This is a genomic window from Burkholderia sp. AU38729 (genome assembly GCF_020419725.1).
Classification (GTDB): Bacteria; Pseudomonadota; Gammaproteobacteria; order Burkholderiales; family Burkholderiaceae; genus Burkholderia.
The window spans coordinates 17,932-38,065 of record NZ_JAIZQO010000009.1; the positions used below are offsets into that span (position 1 = coordinate 17,932).

Here is a 20,134-nt window from a genome sequence, read left to right on the forward strand (position 1 = left end):
GATTGCTCCGGACGCCGCGCCTAGGGCGCGACCGGAGCCGGCTGGATGCGCTTGCCGCAGATGCTCAGGGCACTCGGGACGTTTGACGGCGCCGCCCGAATCGGGGCGGCACCCCGTTTAAGCTCACGGGCGCTTCAACAGCACCTGATCGATCAGCCCGTACGCCTTCGCGTCCTCGCTCGACATGAAGTTATCACGGTCGGTGTCGCGCGCGATGCGCTCGACGTCCTGGCCCGTGTGCTGCGCGAGCAACTGGTTCAGCCGCTCCTTCAGGTAGAGGATTTCGCGTGCCTGGATCTCGATGTCGGATGCCTGGCCGCGTGCGCCGCCGAGCGGCTGGTGAATCATCACGCGCGAGTTCGGCAACGCGAAACGCTTGCCCTTCGCACCCGACGCGAGCAGGAACGCACCCATACTGGCCGCGAGGCCCATGCACAGCGTCGACACGTCCGGCTTGATGAACTGCATCGTGTCGTAGATCGCCATGCCGGCCGACACCGACCCGCCCGGGCTGTTGATGTACAGGCTGATGTCCTTGTCGGGATTCTCGCTCTCGAGGAACAGCAGCTGCGCGACCACGAGGTTGGCGGTCTGGTCGTTCACTTCGCCGACCATGAACACCAGGCGCTCCTTCAGGAGACGCGAGTAGATATCGTACGAACGCTCGCCGCGGCCGCTCGTTTCGACGACGATCGGCACCAGCCCCAGCGCTTGCGCCTCGAAACCCTGCGGCGCGTTCGAAGCAAGCATGTCCAGCAATTCAGCGCGAGTGATCATTCAATGAACCTTGTTCGAATGGAAAATTGAACGGAAGGAAGCCGCCCGCTCAATCGCCATATTAATGGCAACCGTGCGCTTGACGTAAAAACGGCGTGCGGGCCGTCGCTCCGACAGCCGGCACGCCGCTAGAGCAACACTTACGCTTGCGCCGATGCGCTCGCGAGTGCTTCGAAGCTCACTTCCTTGTCCGTCACCTTCGCCTTGCCCAGCACGAAATCGACGACGTTGCTTTCAACGACGAACGCTTCCATCTCGGCGAGGCGCTGCTGGTTCGAATAATACCAGCGGACCACTTCCTTCGGGTCTTCGTAGCTCTTCGCGAACTCGTCGACTTCCGCGCGGATCTGTTCCGGCTTCGCTTCGAGGCCGTTCGACTTCACGAGCTCGGCCAGCACGAGGCCCAGCTTCACGCGGCGTTCTGCCTGCTCGGTGAACATCTCGGCCGGGATCGGTGCGTCCTTCGCGTTCGGCACGCCGCGCTGCGCGAGGTCCTGGCGAGCCATTTCGACGAGACGTTGCTGGTCCTGCTCGATCAGCGCCTTCGGCACGTCGAGTTCGGAGATCTTCAGCAGCGCGTCCATCACCTGGTTCTTGACGATCGACTGCGTGCGACGCTTCGCTTCGCGCTCGAGGTTTTCCTTGATCTCGGCGCGCATCTTCGTGAGGTCGCCGTCTTCGATGCCGAGCGACTTCGCGAATTCCGCGTCGATTTCCGGCAGGTGCGGCCACTCGATCTTCTTCATCGTGACCGTGAACTGCGCCGTCTTGCCCGCGACGTCCTTGCCGTGGTAGTCCTCCGGGAACGCCAGGTCGAACGTGCGCGATTCGCCGACCTTCAGGCCCAGCGCCGCGGTTTCGAATTCCGGCAGCATGCGGCCTTCGCCGAGCACGAACGGGAAATCTTCAGCCGTGCCGCCCTGGAACGCGACGTCGTCGATCTTGCCGACGAAGTCGACCGTCACGCGGTCGCCGTTCTTCGCTGCGGTGTCCGCGCCGCCGTCGCCGTGCTCGCCGGCTTCGCCACGTGCGTGGAAGTGCACGCGCTGCTTGCGCAGGATGTCCAGCGTGCGGTCGATTTCGGCGTCGCCGATCGACGTCGTCGAGCGCTCGACTTCAGCCGTCGCCAGATCGCCGATCTTGACTTCCGGGTAGACCTCGAACGTCGCGTCGAACGCGTATGCACCTTCAGCCTGCTCCTGCTTCGGCTCGAAGCTCGGCTGGCCAGCGACGCGCAGGTTTTCCGCGCGGCTGATCGTGAAGAATTCCTGGCCGATCTTGTCGCTCAGCACTTCCGCCTCGACCTGGCCCGCGTACTGTTGCGCGACCATCTTCACCGGCACCTTGCCCGGGCGGAAACCCGGCATGCGCACGGTCTTCGCGAGTTTCTGGATACGGGCGTCGATTTCCTTCTGCACGGTGTCTTTCGGCAGGGAAATCGTCACGCGGCGTTCAAGCTTGCCGAGGTTCTCAACAACGTTAGCCATGGCTTCAATCGTCCTAAAATTATTCGAGCGAATCGGGTTTTCCTTGCCGTGCCTGCCTGCGGCGTGATGTGTGTCACATCCACTCGCCGCGCCGGAGCGCCACGCCATCCCTGCACGCGCCGGATGGCTAGCGCAAGCGGCTCGGAGCACGGCTTTGGCCGGAAGAATCGACTATTCTAGCAAACAATTTTCATCACACCGCCAGATCGGCGCGACGCGCATGCGTCCGCGCCGCGTCAACCGCCCTTTGCACGGCAATGTAAGCGGATCGCCGCTATGCCGAACGCCGTATCCACCACGGGCCCGCCATCCTGTAAGCTCCGATTGAGAGGTCGCCGCCGTCGCGGCCCCAATATTCGTCACACCAATCACGCCTTCCGGAGACACCATGCCGCAACACCCGTCCGCGCCTGTCGTCGTCATCGCGCCCGATTCGTTCAAAGGCTCGCTTTCCGCCGAGCAGGTCGCGGACGCGATCGCCACCGGCATCCGCCGGGCCCGGCCCGACGCCGTCGTGCGCTGCTGCCCGATGGCCGACGGCGGCGAAGGCACGCTCGACGCGATGCTGGCGGGCGGCGGCACGCGGCGCGCGCTGCGGGTGGCCGGCGCGTCGCTCGCGGCACGCGATGCGGCGGTCGGCGTTATCGATGCGCGCACCGCGATCGTCGAGACGGCCGAGATCGTCGGCATTACGGATCCGGTCGGCATGAGCGTACCGGTCGACGCACGCAGTACGCGCGGGATGGGCGAGGCGATCCGCACGCTGCTCGACGAAGGCGTGCGCCGCTTCTTCGTCGCGCTCGGCGGCAGCAGCACCAACGACGCGGGCGCCGGGCTGCTCGCGGGCCTCGGCCTGCAGTGCTTCGACGCGGCCGGCCAATCGGTCGAGCCCGTGCCGTCACGGCTCGCCGACATCGCGCGCATCGACGCGTCGGGGCTCGACCCGCGGCTGAAGGAAACGGAATTCGTCGGCATGTCCGACGTCGACAACCCGCTGACGGGCGCGCACGGCGCGACCGCCGTGTTCGGCCCGCAAAAAGGCGTGACGCCCGGGCAGGTCGCCACCCTCGACGCCGCCCTCGCCCGCTTCGCCGACCTGCTCGAAGCCGCGCTCGACCGTCGCAGCCGCGACCTGCCGGGCGCCGGCGCCGCGGGCGGCCTCGGTTTCGCGCTGCACATGCTCGGCGCGCAGTTCGAAGCGGGCGCCGAAGTGGTCGCGCGGCAGGTCGGGCTCGATACGGCGCTCGCGGGCGCCGACTGGCTGATCACCGGCGAAGGCCGCTCGGACGTGCAGACGCTGCACGGCAAGGCGCCGTTCATCGCATGCCGCCACGCGCAGGCCGCCGGCGTGCCCGCGTCGCTGCTGTCGGGCGCCGTTGACCCGGCCGCGCTGCCGCGCCTGTCCGAACATTTTTCCGGCTGCTTCTCGCCGGCTCCCGGGCCGATAACGCTCGACGTCGCGATCCGCGACGCGGCCAATCTGCTCGCGAACGAAGCGGAGCAATTGACACGCCTGAAGTACGGCGCACACTGACCGTTGACCCGAGCGCGCGATACAGGAACAATCGGGCCCGCCCTTTTTCTTCAGGATTCGACATGAAAGGCCGTCAAGCCGGGCTCGATCAGTTTCTGACCTATCGCCTCCATGCGCTCACGAAGCGCTCCGACCGCGGGATCGGCGAGGTGTACCGGCACAAGCTCGACATCTCGCTGCCCGAGGCGCGCGTGATCGCCGCCGTCGGCGCCTTCGGCCCGTTCTCGATCATGGATCTCGCACGCCACACCAATCTCGACAAGAGCCAGGCGAGCCGGGCAGCCGAGGCGCTGCTGCGCCAGGGGCTGCTCGAGCGCAGCGCAAGCGAGGAGGATGGCCGGATCGTGCTGATCGCGCTGACCGCCGACGGCCGCGCGCTGCATCGCAAGATCATGCCGATCGTGCGCAAGTGGAACGACGGCTTGCTTGCGTGCCTGTCCGACAGCGAACGCCAGACGTTCGAACGGCTGCTCGACAAGGTCGTCGCGCACGCGACTGAGCGCGACGACTGAACCGCGACACAAGCAAGGCGCCCGCAGGTTTGATCCGACGAATTCGACGGGCCGCCCCGGTCGCTTGACCCGCGACTTGGGCGGCCCGCTTTGCGTCATGCCGCGCTACGCGATGCAAACGGACCGCAGCGCCCGGCCTTGCCTGCGTCGAGCATGCAGCGGCCCCGCCCGCGCTACAACCCGCTGTTCGCCGCGCGCTGGCGCAGCAGCCCGAGCACCGCGTCGCAATACGGGGTCGGCACGCCGAGTTTGCGCCCGAGTTCGGGAAACACCCCGAGGATCGGCCCGATCTCGAGCGCGCGCCCCGCTTCGAAATCCTGCAGCATCGACGTCTTGAACGCGCCGAGCTTGCGCGTGACCGCGATCCGCTCGGGCCCGCTCATTCCCGTCGACAGACCGAGCCTCGCGCCGATCGCGGCCGCCTCTTCCATCATCCGCAGCGCGAGATCCTGCGTGAACGGATCGTCGAGCAACTGCTCGGCCGTCGACCCCGTCAGCGCGCTCAGCGGATTCATGTTCATGTTGCCCCACAGCTTCGTCCATATCTCGGTCCGGATCGCGGGCGTCGACTCGACGTCGAAACCGCCCGCGGCGAGCGCCGCGGCGAACCGGGCCGTGGCGACGTCAAGCCGCGGATCGGGCGCACCGACGATCAGCCGGTTGCCGCGCCCACGGCGCACGATGCCCGGCGCGTCGGTACTCGACGACAGGTGCACGACGCAACCGATCGCCTGCGCGGGCGGCAACGCCGCCGACACCGCGCCGGCCGGATCGACCGCATCGAGCGACACGCCGTCGAGCGCCCCTTCGAGCCCGTGCGTGAACCACCACGGCAGCCCGTTCATCGCCGCGACGATCACGGTGTCCGGCCCGACCAGCGGCGCAATTCGGGCGGCCAGCGCCGGCAGCACCTGAGCCTTCAGTGCGATCACCACGTAGTCCTGCACGCCGAGCGCGGCCGCATCGTCACTCGCTCGCACCGGAACCGACGATGTCTCGCCCGCCTCGTCGATCACACGCACGCCGTGCGCATTCAGCGCATCGAGCGTCGCGCCGTGCGCATACGCACTCACGGTCATGCCGGCCCGCGACAGCGCGGCCGCGAGCAACCCGCCGATCGCGCCGACCCCGACCACCGCCGCGCGCACCGACCCTGAATTCGTGTCGTTCATGATGGAATTCCGTCTCCTGGGAGCTGACGAGCATAACGCTCAATAGTTGCAGGCACAACCATTCTCGCGACCGCATGCGACATGCGGCGGTCGTGCGACTCAGCGCAATTCAGCGCGACTCGCCACCGGCTTCCACCGGCTCGCCGTCGGCTGCGCTGCCCGTTGCGCCGAGCACGCCGGCGATCTGGCTCTTGTCGTGCATGCCGAGCTTGCGGTACGCGCAACGCAGGTAGTGGCGCACGGTCGTCGGCGAAATCGCCATCTGTTGCGCGACTTCCTTGTGCGAGCGCCCTGCGCCGTAATAGCGGATCGCCGCGAGCTCGCGCGGGCTCAGCCGGTCGAGCAGCGAGCGCGGCCGCGCCTCGATCTGGAACAGGCCCGCAACCGGCACGCACTGAATTCGCAGCGCATCGCCGACGAACGGCTGACCCGGCTGGCGCCGCAAATGCGCGACGAGCGGCTCCGGCACGCGCGCACCGGCCCATGCCGGCCATTCGGTGCGCAGCACGTCGTCGAAACCGTGATCGGCATGGTGAAGCACGCCGAAGTTGTCGCACAGTGCACGCGCCGCCGGCGCGACCGTCTCGCCGCGTTCGCGCGTGAGCTGCGCCGCGCGATTGATCGTCAGCGCCGCCGCGAGATGCGGGATCACTTCCTCGAAGCGGTGTGCATCGTCGTCGCTGAACGGACGATTCAGGCCCTGGCGGTAGATCGACATGAACGTCGTCAGGCCGAACCGGCGATCGAGCGTGCACACGCACATCAGTTGCGCGAGCCCGTACTTTACGCACCAGTCGCGAAACCGCGCATCGAGCCCCGGCTCGACGACCGACAGCCGCACCGCATGGCCATGCGCGCCGCGCAACGTGCGGTGCGCGAGCGGGTCGCAATCGCGCACGCGCTTCCAGTCGCTGAAGAACGCATGCGGCAGACGGTACAGGAAGCTGTTGTGCATCACCGGGCCGGTCGGCACGTGGGTCGCGACGCCCGTCCATGCGGCGTCGAACGGGATGAGCGCCTGCAACAGCGAAAAGAAGCGGAATTCGAATTCGCCGATGCCGGACCGTGCGGCAACCGCGTACAGGTCGAGCAGCATCAGCCCGAGTTCGCGCTGCGATGCGTGGCCGCGCGTGACGCCGTCGAAATCGGCGCGCCGGGACGGCAGCGGCGGCCAGGCGAAGTCGTCGAGCACGATGGCGGCCGGCACGTCGCGCAGCGCATCGAGATCCTGCCCGATATCCGTCGTGATCCTCACCTTCCGCTCCCCTGCCCGATCGGGCTGCTGATGTGCGCAACGACACCGGCCGATTATAGCGATCGGCTTTTTTGACGGGCCACGGTGCCGGAACGGGCGCCAGCCCCATCCATTTGAACGGTGCACGGCACGTTGCTGCTCCGCAGCACGCCGCGCCACGGCTACTCGCCGCTTGCGTGCCGCGCACCACGGGTTTTCCACACCGTTCATCTGTACGACTGTTCGAAGGTTTTCCCGCTGCGGACACTGCGTCGCGACAACACCAACGACAAACCGATGCAGGACGGTATGGAGAACCCCACGTGACGAAACCCCGCTTCATCCGCACGGCCGCGGCCGTCGCGACGCTTGCCGCGTGCAGCGCTGCCGCGCACGCGCAGTCGAGTCTCACGCTGTACGGCGCGCTCGACGCCGGCGTGCAATACCTGACGCATGCCGACGGGCGCCACTCGGCCGTTCAACTGCGGAACTACGGCATCCTGCCTTCCCAGATCGGGCTGAAAGGTCACGAAGATCTCGGCGGCGGCTGGCGTGCGCTGTTCAAGCTCGAACAGGGCCTCAACCTCAACGACGGCACCGCGACCGTGCCCGGCTATGCCTTCTTCCGCGGTGCGTACGTCGGCATCGCGGGGCCCGTCGGCACCGTCACACTCGGCCGGCAGTTCAGCGTGCTGTTCGACAAGACGCTGTTCTACGACCCGCTCTGGTATGCGTCGTACAGCGGCCAGGGCGTCATCGTGCCGATGACCGCGAACTTCATCGACCACTCGGTCAAGTACCAGTCGCCGACGTTCGCCGGCTTCGACGTCGAGGCGCTTGCCGCGACATCCGGCGTCGCCGGCAATACGCGCGCCGGACGCGTGCTCGAACTCGGCGGCCAGTTCACGAGCAACGGCCTGTCGGTCAGCGCGGTACTGCATCAGGCACATGGCGAGGTTTCGGCGGCCGACGACACGTCGGCGCGCCGCCGCGAACTCGGCACGCTCGCCGCGCGCTATGCGTTCGCCACACTGCCGCTCACCGTCTATGCCGGCGTCGAGCGCCTGACCGGCGATCTCGACGCGGCACGCACGATCGTCTGGGGCGGTGCGCGCTACCAGATGTCGAGCGAGATCGGCCTGAACACGGGCGTCTACCACACCGACTCGCGCACGCCGGCAATCGGCCACCCGACGCTGTTCATCGCGAGCACCACGTACGCGCTGTCGAAACGCACCGTCGCGTACGTGAACCTCGGCTACGCACGCAACAGCGGCCGGAGTTCGCAGACCGTCTACGAATACGACCCGACGCCGCTCGCCGGCGCATCGCAGTTCGGCGCGATGGTCGGCATGTACCACCTGTTCTGATTCCCCACACGAGAACCCGCCATGAAAACCCTTTCACCGGATGCCGCACTCCCGTCCGACGGCCGCGCATCGACCTTCGCGCGCTCGACGCTCGTCGCGCTCGTCGTGTTCGCGGCCATCACGCCGCTGCTGCTGCTCGTGGCACCCGCCGTCGCGGGCCAGCTCGCGACGCAGCTCGGGCTGTCCGCGTCGCAGATCGGCACCTACTTCTTCGTCGAACTCGGCGCGTTCAGCCTCGCGACCGTGCCGTCGTACCTGTGGCTCGGCCGGGTCGACGCGCGCCGCGTCGCCGCATTCGCCGTCGCGCTGTTCGGCGCGGGCAACCTGCTGACCGCGCTGTGGATGCCGGGCTTCGTCGCGCTGCTCGCGCTGCGCGCCGTCACCGCGCTCGGCGGCGGCTCGCTGATGGTGCTCTGCATGACGAGCGCCGCGACGAGCGAGAACAGCGACCGCGTGTACGGCCTGTGGGTCGTCGGCCAGTTGATCGCGGGCGCGATCGGCCTGTTCGTGCTGCCGCATGTGTTCGCGGCGTTCGGGTTGCGCGCGCTGTATGTCGCCCTCGCCGCCCTCGCGCTGGTCGCGGCGCCGCTGTCGCGCGGCTTTCCGTCCACGCTGGGCACGCGAGCCACAGCCGCGCAGAACGCGCGCAACGCTGCGGCGCAGACACCGCAACGCTTCGTCGTGCTCGCGATCGGCGCGGTGCTGACGTTCTATCTCGCGATCGGCAGCGTGTGGACGTTCGCCAGCCGCGCCGCGACCGACGCCGGGCTCGATCCGCAGTCGACCGGCAACGTACTCGCGATCGCAAGCGTGATGGGCATCGTCGGTGCGGCGCTCGCGTCGTGCGCAGGCGGCCGGCTCGCACGGCGCGCGATGCTCGCGGCCGGTTACGCGCTGCTGGCGGCCTCGCTCGTCGCGCTCGCGGTCATGCGGCACGCCGGCGGCTATAGCGCGGCGATCTTCGCGTTCAAGTTCGCGTGGACGTTCGTCCTGCCGTTCATCCTCGCGACCGTCGCGCAGATCGACACGTCGGGCCGCCTCGTGGCCACGCTCAATTTCGTGATCGGCGCGGGGCTCGCGGCCGGCCCGCTGCTAGCCGGGCTGATGCTCGATGCCGGCGGCACGATGCGCGTGCTGTTCACGGCCGCGACGGCCGTCGCGATCGCGTCGTTCGCCGCGTTGCGCCACATCGATCGCCGCACGCGCCCTTCCATTTCCACCCAACCGTGACAGGTCACGCACATCCATGAATCGCACTGCCTTCTTCACCGACGAACGCACTTTCTGGCACACCGGCGGCACGCACGCGCTGTTCTTCCCGGTCGGCGGCTGGGTCCAGCCACCGTCGAGCGCGGGCTACGCGGAATCGCCCGATTCGAAACGCCGCTTCCTGTCGCTCGTGCAGGCCTCGGGCCTGGCCGCGCAGCTCGACCTGCGCGGCGCCGAGCCGGCCTCGACCGCCGACCTGCTGCGCATTCATCCCGCACACTATCTCGACGCGTTCCGCGCACTCAGCGACGCGAACGGCGGCGACCTCGGCGATCTCGCGCCGTTCGGCAAGGGCAGCTACGAGATCGCTGCGCTGTCGGCCGGACTCGCGATCGCGGCCGTCGATACGGTCCTCGGCGAACGTGCGGCAAACGCCTTCTCGCTGTCGCGGCCGCCCGGCCATCACTGCCTGCGCGACCGCCCGATGGGCTTCTGCCTGCTGGCGAACATCCCGATCGCGATCGAGGCCGCCCGCGCGAAACACGGCATCGAGCGCGTCGCGGTGATCGACTGGGACGTGCACCACGGCAACGGCACGCAGTCGATCTACTACGACGATCCGGACACGCTGACGATCTCGCTGCACCAGGATCGCTGCTTCCCGCCCGGCTACGGCGGCGCGGACGATTGCGGCGAAGGCGCGGGTATCGGTGCAAATCTGAACGTGCCGCTGCTCGCGGGCAGTGGCGACGATGCGTATCGCTACGCGTTCGAACGAATCGTGCTGCCGGCGCTGGAGCGTTTCCGGCCCGAGCTGATCATCGTCGCGAGCGGCCTCGACGCAAGCGCGGTCGATCCGCTCGCGCGCATGCAGTTGCATACCGACAGCTACCGGTTCATGACGCGGGCGGTGAAGGAGGCCGCGCAACGCCATTGCGGCGGGCGGCTCGTGATCGTGCACGAAGGCGGCTATTCGGAGGCGTACGTGCCGTTCTGCGGGCTCGCGATCGTCGAGGCACTGGCGGATGTTCGCACCGACGTCGCCGATCCGATGCTCGACCTCGCGATCGCGCAGCAGCCCGGCGCGCGGTTCGTTGCGTTCCAGCGCGAATTGCTCGACGAACTGGCTACGTCGTTCGGGTTGTAGCGCGCGCCGGCGGACCCGACGAAGGCCGGCCAGTGCCGGCCCTCTTGCGCGATCGGAGCGGATGGGGTTTCCTGTGCTTTTACCCCCTTCCGGCCCGAAGCCGCACTCTTCCGATGAAATCGTCCCCGCGCGATCACAATGACGATGCCAAGACGCGCCGCCAGCCTTCGAAGCTGGTCCTGAACATCGCCGCCGTGACGGTCGGCCTCATCACGTTCGCGATCGGCGCGGCGTGGGTGATCTATAGCTGGGTCGTCGATCGCGAAGCGCAATATTTCGCGATCCCGCTGGTGTTCTCGGTGCCGGTGATCGTGGCGGTCGCGATCCGGAGCTTCTGGGAATAGGTGCGCGTCAAATGACGCAGCGCCGCGGGTCGGGCGACGCGCGGCGCTGGGTGTCTGGCTTGTTTCAGATGAAGCGGGAATTCCCGCGGTTCGCTCGCGGGCCGGTCACAGGCCCGGGCGCGCACACGGATTGGGGGCTGCGCCCTGATATCCCCCTGCGACCGCGCCCAGCGCGGCGCCGGCCAGCGACGTGCCGACTGCTTTCAGCACGTTTTCCGTCGAGAACGTCTCGCCGCTCGACATCACGCGCCCCGAATACGCAGTGCACGCCGACGGCGACGACGATGCCCCCGTCTGCACGGGCTTGGCGCTCCACGCAATGTTCTCGGCAGGCGTATTGGCAAATGCCGGCGCGACCAGCATCAGCGCCAGTACGGAAATCGGAATGCGTACGTTTTTCATCGTTGGTCCTCGGCGTGATTGTGTTTCTTATAGGTGAAGCGAACACAATATTACACGCGGCACGAATATTCGCGCACCGCTTGCCCGGCTCGCGTACCGGGAGCAGCACCGACATCAACAAAAAAGCGCTGCGGTCAATCGACCGACAGCGCTTTTGGGTGAACGGCCCCTGATTGAGGCGCATTCGACTTCTGGTGCGTGAGGCCGGACTCGAACCGGCACACCCTTGCGGGCGTCAGGACCTAAACCTGGTGCGTCTACCAATTTCGCCACTCACGCGCATTTCTGTCGCCTGACCACGCGGCACGAAAGATGCATGACCACGCGCCCGGGACATCGAGCCGGTTGGTTTGTAACCGGCACGCCCGATCAGGCGAGCGCGAGATTCTACCCGATCCGCGCGGGCTTGTCTCGCCCCTGCCGGCACCCGTCGTGCAGCGGTGCTAGAATGCCGCGCTCGACGTTTCGGCACCGCGCCGCCGCGCGTCCCCCGAACCCCGCCCCCCCACACGATTCCGCCCGTGAACTTCGACGACTACTGTCAGCAAAAGGCCGCCCCTGCGGGCTCCAGCGTCTACTACGCGCTGCGCCAGGCACCGCGCGCCACGCAGCCGCGCCTGACCGCGCTGTTCGCGCTGCGCCGCGAACTCGAGGAAACCGTCAAGGAAACCAGCGACCCGACCGTCGGACACACGAAGCTCGCGTGGTGGCACAAGGAACTCGCGGCGCTGGCCGACGGGCAGCCGTCGCACCCGGTCACGAAGGCGCTCGCGCAGCATCATCCGGCGATCGCCGCCGAGGCCGATGCATTGCGCACGCTCGTCAACGGTTACGGGATGGATCTCGAACAGGCGCGCTACCTCGATCTGGCGAACCTGCAGCGCTATATCGCACAGGTCGGCGGCACCTTCGCGTCGCTGGTCGCGCGCGCAAGTTCGCCAAACCCGGCGGACCCGCAACCGTGGGCCGCGGATGCCGGCCGCGCGCTGATGCTCGCGCAGTTCGTGCAGGATCTCGGCAACGATGCACGCCACGGCCGCATCTATCTGCCGATCGACGAACTGCAGCGCTACAACGTGACCGCGGCCGATCTGCTGAACCGCCGCTACAGCCCGGCCTTCATCGAATTGCTGCAATTCCAGACGGCCCGCGCGCGCGAAGCACTCGTGGCCGCCGAAGCGGCGATCCCGGCATCCGAACGCCGCGCCCAGCGCACGCTGCGCGCGCAGATCGCACTGGCCGGCGCGCTGCTCGACGAAATCGCGCGCGACGGCTACCAGGTGCTGCATCAGCGCATCGCGCTGACGCCGATCCGCAAGCTGTGGATCGCGTGGCGCACCGCGCGCCGTCGCTGATCCTCACGCCTCACGCCTCACGCCTTCAACAACGGCAGCGTATCGAAGCGCTGCTGCAGCACGCGGGTGGCATCGAGCCCCCACCATGGCCCGAGCACGGTCGCGTAGAGCTGGCGGAAATCGACCGCGACCGGCAGGTTGCCGTTGCCGTCGAGCCGCCCGAGCGCCGGCGGCGCACCGTACAGCCCGCCGGCCACGCGGCCGCCCATCACGAAATGCGGCGCGGCCGTGCCGTGATCGGTACCGTTACTCTGGTTCTCGCGCACGCGCCGCCCGAATTCCGCATACGTCATTACGAGCGTCTGGTGCCAGCGCCCCAGTTCGATCAACGCGCCGCGCATCGCGCTCATCCCTTCCGCGAACTGCTTGAGCAGCGCGGCCTGCTGCCCCGGCTGGTTCTGGTGCGTATCGAAGCCGTTGAGCGTCAGGCGCAGCACCGCGACGCCATCCTGCGCGCCCGGCCCGGACGCTTCGCACGCGGCCAGCACCTGCATCGCGGTCTTGACCGACGTGCCGAACGCGCCGGCCGGAAAGGCAGTCTTGAATTCACGCATCCCACCACGCGGACGCAGCCGGTCGGCCGCCTTCACGATGTCGTTCTCGACGTCGATGATGTGGGCGAGCGCGGGGTTCTGTTCGCGCAGCGACGACGGCTCGGCAAGCCGGGCCGCACGAATGAACTGCGCGGGATTGACGAGCGCGATCGCACGCGCACCGTTCGAGAGCGGCCCCATCTCGGCACTGCCGAGCACGACGCCGTCGGCGGCGAAACCGGGCGGCACGGGCGCCTGCGCGAACGTGCGCGTCAGCCAGCCTTCGTGCAGATATTGATCCGAGCGCGATGCGGTATCCCAGATCTCGATCGAGCGGAAATGCGACAGGTTCGGCTGCGGATAGCCGACGCCCTGCACGACCGCGACCTGCCCGTCGCGCCACAGCGGCATCAACGGCGCGAGCGACGGATGCAGGCCCGTGTGCGCGTCGAGTTGCAGCACCTGCTCGCGCTTGATGCCGATGCTGCGGCGGAACTGGTAATACAGCGGGTCCGCATACGGCACCACCGTGTTGAGGCCGTCGTTACCGCCCTTCAGCTCGACGAGGATCAGCACGTTCGTGTACCCGGCCGCCGATGGGCGCCCCGCCTGCGCCACGGAAGCCGCCATCGCAGGCGCCTGCCACATCGACACGCCGGCCGCGGCCGCGGCGCCCGTCAGCGTCAGAAAATCACGTCGGTTCATCGCGCATCCTTTGGTTCACCGTCCGACACGTTTGCCGCACCGGCTCCCCGCTTCATCGTCGTTCGAATCATTTCAGTTGATAGGCCGGATCCATCAGCAGCGCCTCGAGATACGCGCTGCCGGTCGAATCCGTGTCGATCGCCGCGACCGGCGACAGTTGCAGCACCGCATGTTGCAGTTGAAGCTCGGTCGACAAACCGGCGATCGCCTGCGGCCGCGCGCGATATTGCGCCAGCCAGCGTTCGAGGTCGAATCGCAGGCCGGCGCGCGCGGGCTTGGCAGGTGTTGCGTGCATGCCGGCAGCGGATGCCGTCTCGACCACCGGCATCGCATGCGCGCGGGCACTCGGCGGCGGCACCATCGCATGCGCCGGCGGGTGCATGCCGGCCGTCTCCGTCGCGCGGAACAGTTGCTCGACGAACTGCTTGCGCGCGAGCAGCGTGGTGCTGTTGATCCACAGCGCGCCGCCCGGCCAGCCCTTCACGTTCGGCGGATAGAACAGGTTCTGCCCGAGCGTGCGCACGGTGTTCGCGAGCATCTGCGGATCGCCGTATGACACGTCGAACAGCCGCACCGACCCGACGACGAACTCCACGGGCGACTTGACGAGCACGCCGCGATTGCGAGGATCCCAGAAGGCGTCGGTCGACCACAGCGCGGCGAGCGTCGCGCGAATGTCGTAGCCGCTCGAACGAAACCGTTCGGCCACCGCATCGAGCGCGCCCGGATCGGGCGTATCCGACACGAACTCGCGCCACAGCTTGGCGGCGATGAAACGCGCGGTACCGGGCCGCTTCAGCAGGATGTCGAGAAAGCCGTCGCCATCGAACGGCCCGGTTTCGCCGAGGATCGTCTTGTCGCCGGCGTCGTGCAGATCCGGCCGAACCTCGAAGCGATACGTATCGGGATCGACCGTCCAGCCCGTCATCGCACGCGCGGCTTCGGTCACGTCGTATTGCGTGTAATGCCCTTCGCCGAGCGTGAACAGCTCCATCACCTCGCGCGCGAAATTTTCGTTCGGGCGCCCCTTGCGATTGCTCGCGCCGTCGAGGTACTGCAGCATCGCCGGATCCTTCGCGACCGCATGCAGCAGCACGCCGAAGTTGCCGAGCGCCTCGCGGCGAAACAGCGCGTTCTGCACCGCCATCGTCTGCGGGTAAGGCACCTTGTCCTGCCCCGACGTGAAGTGCCCGTGCCAGAACAGCGTCATGCGTTCGGTGAGCGGCGACGGCGTGACGATCATCTCGTTGACCCACGCCGCGCGCAGCGCATCGTACCGAACGTTGCGCTCGCGCTGCTCGTCGCGCCGCATGTCGGGCGTCAGCGCCTGGCGCTGCGCGCGCGTCGGCGGCAACTCGGCGATCCAGTCGGGCCAGGTCGTGACGGGATCGCGGCGAACGTTGCCGAGCGTGTCGGCCACGACTTGCGCGCGCGTCATGCCGACGACGCGCGCGACATCGGCGGGCGCGGGAGAAAAACCGGTACGACTCAGGAAAAACAATGCATCGTCGGCATCGAGCGGCGACTGCATGGCGGGCGACGGCGCCGGTGCGGCAGCGTTCGCTTTCATCGTCATGGACTCCCGGAGCGCACCGGCGGTGCGGATGCCGGTACAACGGCAATCGGCAGGCGAAAGTTGACGGAAAAATTGCTACGAAACTTTTCCGCGCGGTGAATTCCGCGCAGGGAGAAAGACGGCGTGTCAGCGCTTGTACAGCTCGCGAACGGCGTCCTCGATGTGCTGGCGCAAAAGGTGGCGTTCCTCGGGCGTCATGTGCCCGTCGCGGCGGCGCTGTTCGAGATCGGGAGGCACGGCGGAACGAACCGTCATCTCGGCGGTACGATCGGACTGCGGCGCTTTGCCGCGCGGCAGCTTGCGCGACGATGCGCCCTGCTCGGGGCGCTGCGCATACGCGAAGTTCGACGCATACGGACCGGCGAGCGCGATCGTCAGCATCAGTGCAATCCGGGCAGATCGCATGACCGTCCTCGCTTCTTTGGTCGATTTGTTCCCTTCGTCACGCGGCAACCGGCTACCTCTGGTACTTGAAAAACCCTGCGGAATTCGGGTGTGCAAAGATGAATGATGGAGTGCAGGGGAGTATCTACCGAATTTCGGCTTCGAGTAAAGGAATCTCTATAGCCTGCCTTTACTCGGCGCGACACTACGGGTAAATTTTGTAACCGACTGTAACGCACGAAAATTCACGGCCGTGCGTCAATTCCCATTCGCGATAAGATGCCGATCATGGAAACGAAAAACCCCTCCAAGATTCTCGTCGTCGACGACGACCCGCGCCTGCGCGATCTGCTGCGCCGCTATCTCGGCGAGCAGGGTTTCAATGTCTACGTCGCGGAAAACGCGACTGCAATGAACAAGCTCTGGGTACGCGAGCGTTTCGACCTGCTCGTGCTCGACCTGATGCTCCCGGGCGAAGACGGCCTGTCGATCTGCCGCCGCCTGCGCGGCAGCAACGACCGCACGCCGATCATCATGCTCACCGCGAAGGGCGAGGATGTGGATCGCATCGTCGGCCTCGAGATGGGCGCCGACGATTACCTGCCGAAGCCGTTCAACCCGCGCGAACTCGTGGCGCGCATTCATGCGGTGCTGCGCCGCCAGGCGCCGGCCGAACTGCCGGGCGCGCCGTCGGAAACCACCGAGGTGTTCGAGTTCGGCGAGTTCTCGCTGAATCTCGCCACGCGCACGCTGACGAAGTCCGGCCAGGAAATTCCGCTCACCACCGGCGAATTCTCGGTGCTGAAGGTGTTCGCGCGTCATCCGCGCCAGCCGCTGTCGCGCGAAAAGCTGATGGAGCTCGCACGCGGCCGTGAATACGAAGTGTTCGACCGCAGCCTCGACGTGCAGATCTCGCGCCTGCGCAAGCTGATCGAACCGGATCCGGGCAGCCCGCGCTTCATCCAGACCGTCTGGGGCCTCGGCTACGTGTTCATCCCGGACGGCGCCGCCTGATCTTTTTCCTTTCCGGTTTCGCCCGCCCACGGCCCGTCCCATGCGTATCGACCGGCGCCTCCTGCAGCTCGCGTTCGGCGGGCTGTTCTGGCGCACCTTCCTGCTGATCGCGCTGCTGATCTCGGTCAGTCTCGCCGCGTGGTTCCAGAGCTTTCGCGTGATCGAGCGCGAGCCGCGTGCGCAGCGCGTGGCTCTCCAGCTCGTCGCGATCGTGAAGCTCACGCGCACCGCCCTGCTCTATTCCGATCCCGATTTGCGGCGCGCGCTGCTGCAGGACCTCGAGAGCAACGAGGGCGTGCGCGTTTACCCGCGCGAGAAGACCGACAAGTTCAAGCTGCAGCCCGACGAATCGCTGAACCGCCTGATCGAACACGACATCCGCAGCCGCCTCGGCGACGATACCGTGATCGCCCAGTCGGTCAACGACATTCCCGGCGTGTGGATCAGCTTCAAGATCGACGACGACGATTACTGGGTCGCGCTCGACCGCGACCAGCTCGACAACGTCACGGGCCTGCAGTGGGCCGGCTGGGGGCTGTTCGCGCTCGCGTTGTCGCTGTTCGGCTCCGCGTTCATCACCAGTCTGGTGAACCGGCCGTTCTCGCGGCTCGCGCTCGCCGCGCGGCAGATCGGCTCGGGCCAGACACCCGAGCTGCTGCCCGAGCGCGGAATGGGCGTCGCGGCCGAGACCAATCGCAGCTTCAACCAGATGGTGCGCGACCTCGAACAGCTCGAGGCCGACCGCGCGCTGATGCTCGCGGGCATCTCGCACGACCTGCGCACCCCGCTCGCGCGGCTGCGGCTCGAAACCGAAATGAGCCCGTCCGACCAGGCGACCAAGGACGCGATGGTCGACGACATCGAGCAGATGGATCGCATCATCGCGGCCTTCATCGACTACGCTCGCCCGTCGCAACGCAAGCCGGAGCCGGTCGATCTGTCGTCGATCGCGCAGGAAGTCGCCGCCCGCGTGTCGGGCGAGGATGGCGTCGAGATCCGCACGCGGCTCGCACCGAGCGCGGTGATCGAAGCCGACGAGACCGACATGCGTCGCGTGATCGGCAACCTCGTCGAGAACGCGCGCAAGTACGGCCAGAGCAAGCAGGACGGCGTGTCGCGCATCACGCTCGAGACACGCGTGTCGCACGCGCGCGTCGAGCTGTCGGTGAGCGACGAAGGCCCCGGCATCCCCGAGGATCAGCTGCCGCTCGTGATGCGGCCGTTCTACCGCGTGGACACCGCCCGCACCAAGGCGGACGGCACGGGCCTCGGGATGGCGATCGTGTTGCGCCTCGTCGGCCGCTATCGCGGCGCGCTGCGGCTGCGCAACCGCAACCCGGAGGCGGGCCTCGAAGTCACGCTCGAATTCCCCGGCGCCGGCAAGGCGCGTGCGACTGCGTGACGCGCTCGCGCACGCTTCTTGCGCTGCACACTATCGATCCGGTTGAAAAAAGCTATGAGGTTCGTTAGTCAAAATCTATTGAAGCGCCTAACTAATAGTGTTATAGTTTTGCCCATGCTGTCACATCATCGTTGCAGCACCGAGGTAGCTTGACTCAGTCTTCTTCCCAACTCATACAGGAGTATCCGCATGAAAACCGTGGGCGATAAACTCGAAGCTTTCACCGTCGTAGCCGCGAAGCCGGGCTTCAATAATCACGAGGAAAACGGCCAGTCGGCGTTCGAGACCGTCACCGAAGCGTCGTTCCCGGGCAAGTGGAAGATCATCTACTTCTATCCGAAGGATTTCACGTTCGTGTGCCCGACGGAAATCGTCGAATTCGCGAAGCTCACGAAGCAGTTCGAAGAGCGCGATGCCATCCTGCTGGGCGGCAGCTCGGACAACGAATTCGTCAAGCTCGCATGGCGCCGTGAGCACAAGGACCTCGACAAGCTGAACCACTACTCGTTCGGCGACGTCAAGGGCGAGCTGATCGACCAGCTCGGCGTGCGCGACAAGGAAGCCGGCGTGGCCCTGCGTGCAACGTTCATCGTCGATCCGGACAACACGATCCAGCACGTTTCGGTGAACAACCTGAACGTCGGCCGCAGCCCGGAAGAAGTCCTGCGGATTCTGGACGGCCTGCAAACGGACGAACTGTGCCCGTGCAACCGTGCAGTCGGCGGCGCAACGCTGTAAGCGCATCGATGCACGAAGCCCGCGGCGCACGTCCTGCCTGCGGGCTTTTTTAACGGCCAACCCATAGGAGATATCAATGGAATTCATCGATTCGATTAAGGCGCGTATTCCCGACTACGCGAAGGACATCCGCCTGAACCTCGACGGCACGATCTCGCGCTCGTCGCTCGAAGGCACCGACGCGGTGGGCGTCGCGCTGGCGGCGGCCATCGCGGCGAAGAGCACGGTGCTCATCAAGACGATCCGCGAAGCCGGCGTCCTGTCGCCCGAAGAAACGAACGCCGTGCTGACGGCGGCCGCGCTGATGGGGATGAACAACACCTGGTATCCGTATGTCGAGATGGCCGACGATGCCGACCTGAAGACGCAACGCGCCGAGCTGCGGATGGGCGCGTATGCGACGCACGGCGGCGTCGACAAGCGCAAGTTCGAGATGTACGCGCTCGCCGCGTCGATCGTCGGCAAGTGCCACTTCTGCGTGAAGTCCCACTATGCGCTGCTGAAGAACGAGCAAGGGATGACCGTCACGCAGCTGCGCGACGTCGGCCGTATCGCGTCGGTGATCAACGCCGCCGCGCAAGTGATCGCCGCAGAAGGCGAATAAGCGGTTGTACCACCCGGCCGGCAACCGCGCCGGCCCGGTCGCCGCTCCAAACGAAAATGCCACGCACCCGCGTGGCATTTTTCATTTCCACAGCGCGGCGCGGCGGGCGAACCGCGCGCCGCAGCCCGGCGTCAGCCGCCCTGCTTCACCAGGAGCGCGGCGGCCTGCGCCTCGATCCCTTCGCCACGGCCGAGATAGCCGAGCTTCTCGTTGGTCTTCGCCTTCACGTTCACGCGCTCGAGCGGCAGCCCGAGATCGGCCGCGATGTTCGCGCGCATCCCGTCGATATGCGGCGCCAGCTTCGGCGCCTGCGCGATCACGGTGCTGTCGACGTTCTGGATCGTGAAACCGGCTGCCTTGACGCGTGCGGCGCACTCGCGCAACAGCACGCGGCTGTCGGCGCCCTTGAACGCCGCGTCCGTGTCGGAGAAGTGGCGGCCGATGTCGCCGAGCGCCGCCGCGCCGAACAGCGCGTCGGTGATCGCGTGCAGCAGCACGTCCGCGTCCGAGTGGCCGAGCAGGCCGCGTTCGTACGGAATCGTCACGCCGCCGATGATGAGGGGGCGCCCCTCGACGAGCTGGTGCACGTCGTAGCCTTGTCCGATTCTGAAATCCATGCGTATTCCGATTGTGAG

Annotated in this window: 20 protein-coding genes and 1 tRNA gene; 11 read left to right on the forward strand and 10 right to left on the reverse strand. The window is 67.0% G+C overall.

All coding sequences use genetic code 11. From position 1 onward, the window contains the following. Positions 1 to 123: 123 nt before the first annotated feature. Together clpP and tig are read right to left on the reverse strand one after the other, a co-directional pair. Positions 124 to 777 (reverse strand): ATP-dependent Clp endopeptidase proteolytic subunit ClpP, encoded by a 654-nt coding sequence (gene clpP, locus LGM56_RS23150; protein WP_010092137.1) that lies wholly within the window; start codon positions 775 to 777, stop codon positions 124 to 126. A gap of 140 nt (positions 778 to 917) precedes the next feature. Next, positions 918 to 2,264, reverse strand: coding sequence for a trigger factor (gene tig / locus LGM56_RS23155; protein ID WP_046545923.1), 1,347 nt, complete (start codon positions 2,262 to 2,264; stop codon positions 918 to 920). Positions 2,265 to 2,652: 388 nt separating this feature from the next. Here tig and LGM56_RS23160 point away from each other — a divergent pair, with 388 nt between their 5' ends. Both LGM56_RS23160 and LGM56_RS23165 read left to right on the forward strand, forming a co-directional pair. Continuing rightward, entirely contained in the window at positions 2,653 to 3,798 is a 1,146-nt protein-coding gene (locus LGM56_RS23160) for a glycerate kinase (protein ID WP_089495047.1), read from the forward strand. A 62-nt stretch (positions 3,799 to 3,860) separates the two neighbouring features. Then, positions 3,861 to 4,310 carry a MarR family winged helix-turn-helix transcriptional regulator gene (locus LGM56_RS23165; RefSeq protein WP_039367176.1) on the forward strand — a complete coding sequence of 150 codons (450 nt, stop codon included), beginning with the start codon at positions 3,861 to 3,863 and terminating at the stop codon, positions 4,308 to 4,310. A gap of 173 nt (positions 4,311 to 4,483) precedes the next feature. Here LGM56_RS23165 and LGM56_RS23170 read toward each other — a convergent pair whose 3' ends face one another. Continuing rightward, positions 4,484 to 5,482: a 2-dehydropantoate 2-reductase gene (locus LGM56_RS23170; RefSeq protein WP_226206868.1), complete on the reverse strand. Its 999-nt coding sequence runs from the start codon at positions 5,480 to 5,482 to the stop codon at positions 4,484 to 4,486. A 109-nt stretch (positions 5,483 to 5,591) separates the two neighbouring features. After that, positions 5,592 to 6,737 carry a helix-turn-helix transcriptional regulator gene (locus LGM56_RS23175; RefSeq protein WP_226206869.1) on the reverse strand — a complete coding sequence of 382 codons (1,146 nt, stop codon included), beginning with the start codon at positions 6,735 to 6,737 and terminating at the stop codon, positions 5,592 to 5,594. A gap of 302 nt (positions 6,738 to 7,039) precedes the next feature. On the opposite strand from LGM56_RS23175, the gene LGM56_RS23180 reads away from it, so the two are divergent. From LGM56_RS23180 to LGM56_RS23195, 4 genes are all read left to right on the forward strand, one after another. Then, complete coding sequence (locus tag LGM56_RS23180) at positions 7,040 to 8,086, forward strand: porin (RefSeq protein ID WP_226206870.1); 1,047 nt, start codon at positions 7,040 to 7,042, stop codon at positions 8,084 to 8,086. Positions 8,087 to 8,107: 21 nt separating this feature from the next. Next, positions 8,108 to 9,316: an MFS transporter gene (locus LGM56_RS23185; protein ID WP_226206871.1), complete on the forward strand. Its 1,209-nt coding sequence runs from the start codon at positions 8,108 to 8,110 to the stop codon at positions 9,314 to 9,316. Positions 9,317 to 9,332: 16 nt separating this feature from the next. Further along, positions 9,333 to 10,442 carry a class II histone deacetylase gene (locus LGM56_RS23190; protein ID WP_226206872.1) on the forward strand — a complete coding sequence of 370 codons (1,110 nt, stop codon included), beginning with the start codon at positions 9,333 to 9,335 and terminating at the stop codon, positions 10,440 to 10,442. A gap of 113 nt (positions 10,443 to 10,555) precedes the next feature. After that, positions 10,556 to 10,786 (forward strand): hypothetical protein, encoded by a 231-nt coding sequence (locus tag LGM56_RS23195; RefSeq protein ID WP_089440309.1) that lies wholly within the window; start codon positions 10,556 to 10,558, stop codon positions 10,784 to 10,786. Positions 10,787 to 10,891: 105 nt separating this feature from the next. Here the strand turns inward: LGM56_RS23195 and LGM56_RS23200 are convergent, their stop codons facing one another. Together LGM56_RS23200 and LGM56_RS23205 are read right to left on the reverse strand one after the other, a co-directional pair. Further along, positions 10,892 to 11,188: a hypothetical protein gene (locus LGM56_RS23200; RefSeq protein ID WP_089495054.1), complete on the reverse strand. Its 297-nt coding sequence runs from the start codon at positions 11,186 to 11,188 to the stop codon at positions 10,892 to 10,894. A gap of 192 nt (positions 11,189 to 11,380) precedes the next feature. Beyond that, positions 11,381 to 11,467 (reverse strand) — tRNA-Leu (locus LGM56_RS23205). A gap of 242 nt (positions 11,468 to 11,709) precedes the next feature. On the opposite strand from LGM56_RS23205, the gene hpnD reads away from it, so the two are divergent. Then, positions 11,710 to 12,543, forward strand: coding sequence for a presqualene diphosphate synthase HpnD (hpnD, locus tag LGM56_RS23210; protein ID WP_226206873.1), 834 nt, complete (start codon positions 11,710 to 11,712; stop codon positions 12,541 to 12,543). Between the two features lie 17 nt (positions 12,544 to 12,560). On the opposite strand, the gene LGM56_RS23215 is transcribed toward hpnD, so the two are convergent. From LGM56_RS23215 to LGM56_RS23225, 3 genes are all read right to left on the reverse strand, one after another. Next, positions 12,561 to 13,781 carry a DUF1501 domain-containing protein gene (locus LGM56_RS23215; RefSeq protein WP_089495056.1) on the reverse strand — a complete coding sequence of 407 codons (1,221 nt, stop codon included), beginning with the start codon at positions 13,779 to 13,781 and terminating at the stop codon, positions 12,561 to 12,563. A 67-nt stretch (positions 13,782 to 13,848) separates the two neighbouring features. After that, positions 13,849 to 15,351 carry a DUF1800 domain-containing protein gene (locus LGM56_RS23220; RefSeq protein ID WP_226206874.1) on the reverse strand — a complete coding sequence of 501 codons (1,503 nt, stop codon included), beginning with the start codon at positions 15,349 to 15,351 and terminating at the stop codon, positions 13,849 to 13,851. Positions 15,352 to 15,483: 132 nt separating this feature from the next. Next, positions 15,484 to 15,762, reverse strand: coding sequence for a hypothetical protein (locus LGM56_RS23225; RefSeq protein WP_011352385.1), 279 nt, complete (start codon positions 15,760 to 15,762; stop codon positions 15,484 to 15,486). A gap of 258 nt (positions 15,763 to 16,020) precedes the next feature. On the opposite strand from LGM56_RS23225, the gene ompR reads away from it, so the two are divergent. From ompR to LGM56_RS23245, 4 genes are all read left to right on the forward strand, one after another. Then, on the forward strand, positions 16,021 to 16,755 hold the full coding sequence (gene ompR / locus LGM56_RS23230) for a two-component system response regulator OmpR (protein WP_006478565.1): 735 nt from the start codon (positions 16,021 to 16,023) through the stop codon (positions 16,753 to 16,755). A 40-nt stretch (positions 16,756 to 16,795) separates the two neighbouring features. After that, the gene (locus LGM56_RS23235; RefSeq protein ID WP_089445825.1) at positions 16,796 to 18,157 is read left to right on the forward strand and encodes an ATP-binding protein; all 1,362 of its coding nucleotides are present in this window, start codon (positions 16,796 to 16,798) and stop codon (positions 18,155 to 18,157) included. Positions 18,158 to 18,346: 189 nt separating this feature from the next. After that, positions 18,347 to 18,895 (forward strand): peroxiredoxin, encoded by a 549-nt coding sequence (locus LGM56_RS23240; protein WP_034181176.1) that lies wholly within the window; start codon positions 18,347 to 18,349, stop codon positions 18,893 to 18,895. A gap of 76 nt (positions 18,896 to 18,971) precedes the next feature. Then, the gene (locus LGM56_RS23245; protein WP_011352388.1) at positions 18,972 to 19,499 is read left to right on the forward strand and encodes a carboxymuconolactone decarboxylase family protein; all 528 of its coding nucleotides are present in this window, start codon (positions 18,972 to 18,974) and stop codon (positions 19,497 to 19,499) included. Positions 19,500 to 19,630: 131 nt separating this feature from the next. On the opposite strand, the gene ispF is transcribed toward LGM56_RS23245, so the two are convergent. Next, a complete protein-coding gene (gene ispF / locus LGM56_RS23250; RefSeq protein ID WP_226206875.1) occupies positions 19,631 to 20,116 on the reverse strand; it encodes a 2-C-methyl-D-erythritol 2,4-cyclodiphosphate synthase in 486 nt (161 codons plus the stop codon). Positions 20,117 to 20,134: the final 18 nt, after the last annotated feature.